Annotated in this window: 7 protein-coding genes; 3 read left to right on the top strand and 4 right to left on the bottom strand. The window is 65.6% G+C overall.

Going from position 1 to position 6,445, the window contains the following annotated elements:
• Nucleotides 1-602: aminotransferase class I/II-fold pyridoxal phosphate-dependent enzyme (locus A5777_RS14590; protein ID WP_156529390.1), on the top strand; the 602-nt coding region annotated here is incomplete at its 5' end.
• A 23-nt stretch (nucleotides 603-625) separates the two neighbouring features.
• Here the strand turns inward: A5777_RS14590 and A5777_RS14585 are convergent.
• Complete coding sequence (locus A5777_RS14585) at nucleotides 626-1,654, bottom strand: NADP-dependent oxidoreductase (protein WP_005204410.1); 1,029 nt, start codon at nucleotides 1,652-1,654, stop codon at nucleotides 626-628.
• Nucleotides 1,655-1,721: 67 nt separating this feature from the next.
• On the bottom strand, nucleotides 1,722-2,105 hold the full coding sequence (locus A5777_RS14580) for a DUF1304 domain-containing protein (RefSeq protein ID WP_005204409.1): 384 nt from the start codon (nucleotides 2,103-2,105) through the stop codon (nucleotides 1,722-1,724).
• A gap of 93 nt (nucleotides 2,106-2,198) precedes the next feature.
• On the opposite strand from A5777_RS14580, the gene A5777_RS14575 reads away from it, so the two are divergent.
• A complete protein-coding gene (locus A5777_RS14575) occupies nucleotides 2,199-2,798 on the top strand; it encodes a TetR/AcrR family transcriptional regulator (protein WP_005204408.1) in 600 nt (199 codons plus the stop codon).
• Here the strand turns inward: A5777_RS14575 and A5777_RS14570 are convergent.
• Nucleotides 2,787-3,443 carry a TetR family transcriptional regulator gene (locus A5777_RS14570; RefSeq protein WP_082933680.1) on the bottom strand — a complete coding sequence of 219 codons (657 nt, stop codon included), beginning with the start codon at nucleotides 3,441-3,443 and terminating at the stop codon, nucleotides 2,787-2,789. The two genes, A5777_RS14575 and A5777_RS14570, sit on opposite strands and share 12 nt — an antisense overlap.
• Before the next feature lie 37 nt (nucleotides 3,444-3,480).
• Nucleotides 3,481-5,718 (bottom strand): MMPL family transporter, encoded by a 2,238-nt coding sequence (locus A5777_RS14565; RefSeq protein WP_064863212.1) that lies wholly within the window; start codon nucleotides 5,716-5,718, stop codon nucleotides 3,481-3,483.
• A gap of 196 nt (nucleotides 5,719-5,914) precedes the next feature.
• Between A5777_RS14565 and A5777_RS14560 the strand changes: the two genes are divergently transcribed.
• Nucleotides 5,915-6,445 (top strand): alpha-ketoglutarate-dependent dioxygenase AlkB (locus tag A5777_RS14560; protein WP_064863214.1); only part of this gene is annotated, 531 nt, incomplete at its 3' end.

Below are 6,445 nucleotides of genomic sequence, written 5' to 3'. Positions count from 1 at the left end.
TCGCCCGGTTGTGTATCGAACACGACGTCGTCGCGGTCACCGACGAGGTCTACGAACACCTGCTGTTCGACGGGCGCACCCACACCCCGTTGGCCACGCTGCCGGGCATGCGTGAGCGCACGCTCCGGATCTCCAGTGCGGCAAAGACATTCAACTGCACCGGCTGGAAGGTCGGGTGGATCAGCGGACCCGCCGAACTGGTCGCAGCGGCGCGTGCGGCGAAGCAGTTCATGACCTACGTCGGCTCGGGACCCTTCCAGCCCGCCGTCGCCTTCGCCCTGGACAACGAGATGGACTGGGTGCGCACGTCTGCGGCAGAGCTCGAGGCCAAGCGCGACCTGCTCACCTCCGCGCTCGTCGACTCCGGGTTCGACGTCCATCGCAGCGAGGCAACCTATTTCGCCTGCGCCGACCCGCGGCCTCTCGGATACGACGACGGCGTCGAGTTCTGCCGGACGCTACCCGAGCGGATCGGTGTCGCGGCGGTGCCGGTTAGCGTCTTCGCCGACGACAAGGAGCCGTGGAAACACATGGTGCGCTTCGCATTCTCCAAACGCGACGACGTCATCGCCGAGGCCGCGCGGCGGCTGCGGACACTCTGACTCCTCGCCCTACTGACCGTCACCTACAGGCGCACGACCATCTTTCCGACGTTCGCGCCGCGCATCATGTCGAGGAAGGCATCGACCGCGTGGTCGATGCCGTCTACGACCGTCTCGTCATAAACCACCTCGCCCGACGCCAGCCAGTCGGACATCTTCGCGGTGAACTCGGGCGCCTTGTCGAAGTGGTGACCCACGGTGAAACCACGCAGAGTCAGTCCCCGCGTGATGATGTTGGACATGTTGTCGGGTCCGGGAATCCGCTCGGTGGAGTTGTAGGCGACGATCGCGCCACACAGCGCCGCACGCCCACCGTCGTTGAAGACGTCGAGCGCCGCCTCGAGGTGATCGCCGCCGACATTGTCGAAGTAGACGTCGATGCCGTCGGTCGCCGCAGCGCGGAGTTGCTTGCGGATGGGTGCGTCCTTGTAGTTGAGCGCGACGTCGAATCCGTAACGCCCGGTGAGCAACTCGACCTTCTCGGCGCTCCCGGCCGATCCGATGACCGCCTTGGCGCCGAGTAGTCGGGCGATCTGTCCCGCCGCGGTCCCCACGGCGCCCGCCGCGCCGGAGATGAACACGACGTCGCCCTGCTTCATCTCCGCGATCTCGGTCAAGCCCACGTAGGCGGTCAGCCCCGTCATGCCGAGCACACCGAGGTAGACCGACGAGTCGAACGCCTTGTCGCCGTTGGCATCTGTGGGCGGCTCCGGTAACACCGTGAACGCCTTCGCCGGGCCCTGCGCCACATCGCGCCAACCGAGCTGGTGCAGCACCAACGCGCCGACCGGCACGTCGTCGGAACGCGACTCGACGACCCGCCCGACCGCACCCCCCGTCATCGTCTCGTCGAGCTTGAAGGGCGGGACGTAACTGCGGGTGTCGATCATGCGTCCGCGCATGTACGGGTCGACGGAGACGAACTCGTTTGCCACGCGGACCTCGCCCGGCGCGAGGTCGTCGAGAGTCACCTGCACCGTGCGAAAGTCGGAGTCCTTCGGCCAGCCGACCGGGCGATTCACCAATTGGATCTGCGTGCTCGTTGTGCTCATATCTCCACTCTCCTCGTATTTCGGTTACATGAGTTCTGTTGCATGGGTATGGGACCAGACGTTCGGATCATGCGATGAGTGCCGCGGCCAACAGAACGACCGCCACCAGCGGTGTCGCGAGTTGGGTCAGTGCCGCTCGGGCCTTCGTCGGCGACGACAGAAGCAGAACCACGCCGGCAGCGACCATCGAGCCGCAGCCCGCGAAGATCAGCGCAGCACCGACGTCGCGTTGGGTGAAGACGAGCACCGCCCCTACCGTGGCGATCACGGCGAGGAACAGGTTGTAGAAGCCCTGGTTGAAGGCCATGTCACGAGTGTTGGCGGCCTCGTCGGCCGAGAGTCCGAAGGTGCGCCTGGTGGCCGGCGCCGTCCATCGCAGCGACTCCATGACGAAGATGTAGCAGTGCAGCGCGACGGCCACACCCACGAATACGACTGCGGCCACGATCATCCGACTCTCCCTGCCTCCGATTGTGCACTGGTCGTTACACTATAAGCATAGTAGAATGGTTGTTGCAATAAATTCTCGAACGAGGAGACAGCCGTGGGCCGCACCGCCACCTTCGACAGAGCTGAGCTCGTCGGCGTCGCACGCGATCTGTTCTGGCGACGCGGCTTCGGAGAGGTGTCGGTGACCGACATCGAGAAGGCGACCAGGGTGGGACGGTCGAGCATCTACCACGCCTTCGGAAGCATGCGCGGACTGTTCGACGCCGCAGTCGAGGACTACCTGGACGCCGTCGTCCGACCGCGCCTGGCCGGCCTCGTCGCCGACGACGTCTCCCCCGATGCGCTCATCGACTACCTCGCGGGTCTCCGCGACGCCATTCTCACGATCGCGCAGACGGGCGGCGCTCCGGCGGGATGTCTGATCCTCACCGCGTCGGCCACACCGATCGGCTCCGACGAGACTGTGCACGCCGTCATCGAGAGTTATCGCGCCGAACTCGCGTCCGCGGTTCTCCGCGGCGTGCGGGCTCTGCTCCCAGATGCGACACCGAGCGTCGTCGACCATCACACGCGGCTGACCGTGGCCGCGATCATCGCAGCACAATGCCTGGCCCGCATCGACACGGCCGAGGCCGCGCGCACGCTCGACGCGGCAGCCGAGGCGCTGAACGCCGCCGCAGCGCTAGAGGGGTAGCCCCGCCTCCAGGAGGTCGATCGCCTCGAGAAGCGTGTCGAGGAACCTGCCGTCGCGGGGATCGTCGATCCCGTTGGCGATGTGGAACATCATCCCGCCCACCGCCGCGATGAACACCCGCAACCGGCTGCTGTCCCGGTCGACACCGAGGTAGTCGGCGATGAAGTCTGCGGCCTCGGAGATCGCGCGGTCGGATTCGACCTGGTTGACCACCAGCAGCGCCGGCTCGGACTGGATGAGTTTCATCCGCGCCGGGTCCGAGGCCCAGTCGTCGGCGAGAACCAGGCCGACGAGTCTGCGCACGATCTCGCGCAGGAGATCGAATCGTCCGAGCCCGGGCGGGATCGATGTGAGCGCCTCCTGCCACACGTCGTCGAGGTCGTCGTTGATGACGACCTGTTCCTTCGATTGGAAGTAGCGGAAGAAGGTGGTGTGGGAGACGTCGGCAGCCTCGGCGATCTGCGCAACGGTCGTCTGTGCGTACCACTGGGCGTCGAACAGTTCCATCGCCGCCGCGCGGATTGCCGCCCTGGTGCGACGTTTGTGCTTCTCGCGCAACCCGATCGGGCGTACGGGGGCGTCGGGCGCATGCGAGACCGAGGCGGGCGCGGTAGCCATCGCTGCCGTACTCGTCGCCTCGGTCATCGCACTGCTCTCCCTATCTACTCTTTATCCAGTCCGCTCAACTCGACGCCGCGGCGGCGACCTCGCGGGTTTCGTCGACGCTCGCCTGCGGGATACCGCGGTCGCGCACCTTCTCGCCCTCGATGTCGAGATTGGGAACCAGCTTGTCCAGCCATCGTGGCAGACCCCACGCCCGATCGCCCAGCAATGCGATGACAGCGGGCACCACGATCATCCGGATGATGAAGGCGTCGAACAGCACGGCAATCGCGAGCGAGAAGCCGAGCATCTTGGCCGTCGTGTCCGGGGAGAGCATGAACGCCGCGAACACGCTGATCATGATGATCGCCGCCGATGTGACGATACGCGCGCCATGCCGGTAGCCGGCGATGATCGCCTCCTTCGCGGTCATGCCGTGGATGTACTCCTCGCGTATTCGCGTCACCAGGAACACCTGGTAATCCATCGCGAGGCCGAACACCACGCCGATCAGGAAGATCGGCAGGAACGACAGGATCGGCTTGGTGTTGTCGATCAGACCGAACCAGCCCTCCTGGAAGATCGCGACAGTCACGCCGAACGTCGCGAGGACCGAGAAGATGAAGCCAATCGTTCCGATCAGTGGCACCCAGATCGACCGGAACACCGCGATCATGATCAGGAACGCCAACCCGACCACCACGATCAGATACGGGATCAACGCCTTGTCGAGTTTGGCCGAGAGGTCGGACATGATGGCCGTCTGACCACCGACGTGCAGTTCCGACCCTGCTCGCTGCGCCTCGGGACTGAAGTCGCGGATCTGCTCCATGAGGTCGTGCGTCGCCTGATCCGACGGCGCACTCTTGGGCGTCACCGAGATCAGCGCGGCGGTTGCTCCGACGTTCGGCTGCGGTGTGCCGTTGCCCAGCCAGGTCATCGTCGACGCGTTGGCGACGTCGGGCAGCGTCTTGATGTGCGCGACGGTCTCGGTGGCCGCCTTCTCGACCGTGCCGTTCTCGGAGTGCAGCACGACGAGCAGCGGGCCGTTGATGCCCTCGCCGAAGCCGCGCTGCAGCAGTGCCTGTGCGGGAGCCTCGTCGTCGCTGGAGAGCGAGAGCCCCAGTTGCAGCTTGCCGACCGGGATCGCCGCGAGTACCAGCACCGCGAGACCCGCGACAATGAACGGGATGGGTCGCCGAACCACCATGCGGCCGAAGCGAACTCCGTTGGTGTCGGCGGTGTCGGATTCTTCTGCGTGCTTGATCCACGGGATACGTGGGGTGAACGCGAAACGTCCGACGGCACCGAGCAGCGCGGGGATCAGGGTGAGCGCGGCGATCACTGCCATGAACACCGCGACGGCGGCGCCCGCACCCATCTGGGTGATCAGCGGGATTCCGACCACCATCAGCGCGACGACCGCGATGATCACGGTCAGCCCGGCGAAGACCACAGCGGAGCCGGCCGTACCGACCGCTCGACCCGCGGCGTCGGCTCTGTCACCGCCGCGCTTCACCTCGCCGCGATAGCGGGAGACGATGAACAGGGCGTAGTCGATCGACACGGCGATGCCGAGCATGGTGACGATCGCGGTGGCGGTCTCGTTGACCGTGATGACCTCGGCACTCAGCCGCAGCAGCATGATGGTGATCATCACGCCCATCAGGCCGGTGATCAGCGGGATGAACGCGGCGACGAGCGCTCCGAAGGCGACGATCATCACCACGAAGGCGACGGCGAAGCCGATCAACTCGGCCTTACCGCCTGCCTCCATCACGCTCATCAGCGAGCCCGTGGCCTCGACCTGCAGACCGTTGCCCCGATGCTTCTCGAGGATGTCGGTCAGCTGCTTCTTGTTCTCGACGGTGAGGTCGGTCAGCTCGATGTTCTGCCGCACCTGGATCAAACCGACCTTGCCGCCGTCACCGAGGACCGAGGACGCGAGCTCGGGTTTGGCCGTGGCGACGGTGACCGGGTTCAGAACCGTTGCCTTGTCGGTCAGGTCGGGCAAGGTGTGCAGGTCGGCGACGAGTGCGTCGATCTGTGCGGAATGGGCGGCCAGCCCATCGTCCGCGGCAACGAGGACGCTCGTCGAGGCCTGCGATTGCTGCTTCATCGCCTCGGGGAAATACTCCTCGACCTGCGAGGTCGCAGTTCCGGAGTCGGTTCCGGGGAGTTCGAAGTCTTTCGCGAACTTGGGGTTCAACGCCCCCACGAGTCCGATGAGCAGCGCGGCGATGACCACCCAGGCCCCGATCACCCACCACTTGTGGCGGAACGAGAACCGTCCCACCCGAAACAACAACGACGCCATCTGTGTGCACTCCCTCGAGAAGACTCGGACATTCCGGCAGCAACTAAGAAGTGTTAGTTGCTAACACTTGTGCTCCGGTATACCGATGGGCGACGTCGGTGTGCCACCTCCGAGCCGCGATTGTGAGCGACGTCCCACGCGGCCCCTTCCACCCGCTTTGCGAACGCATGTTCGATATCGGTGTAGGCTGACGTCCATGAGCGCAGGAGTCCAGGGATCGATCTTCGACCTCGACGCCGAGTCACCACGGCTGCGCGATCTCGGATCGCACGTCGAACGTCGGGTCCTGAACAACGGCGCGTGGGTCGATCTGCGGCCCGGATGGATCGCGGGCAGCACCGACCTGTTCGACGCTCTGCGCGACGACGTTCCGTGGCGGGCCGAGCGTCGTCGGATGTACGACAGGGTTGTCGACGTCCCGCGGCTGGTCTGCAATTACCGCGCGAGTGACGAACTCCCCGACCCGTTGCTCGTCGACGCGCGAGCGGCCCTGACAGCGCATTACCGCGACGAGTTACCCGAGGGCTTCGCGACAGCGGGCCTCTGCCTGTATCGCGATGGATCGGATTCGGTTGCGTGGCACGGCGACCGGTTCGGTCGCGGCGCCACCCACGACACGATGGTCGCGATCGTCTCCCTCGGCTCACCGCGCCCGCTGGCTCTACGGCCGCGCGGCGGCGGAGCGTCGTTGAAATTCACGTTGTCGGCGGGCGATCTGTTGGTGATG

The sequence above is a fragment of the Gordonia sp. 852002-10350_SCH5691597 genome (genome assembly GCF_001665715.1).
GTDB classification, from domain to species: Bacteria; Actinomycetota; Actinomycetes; order Mycobacteriales; family Mycobacteriaceae; genus Gordonia; species Gordonia sputi.
The sequence above is the reverse complement of the archived record's forward strand: the minus strand, read 5'-3'. Positions and strand labels throughout refer to the sequence as shown.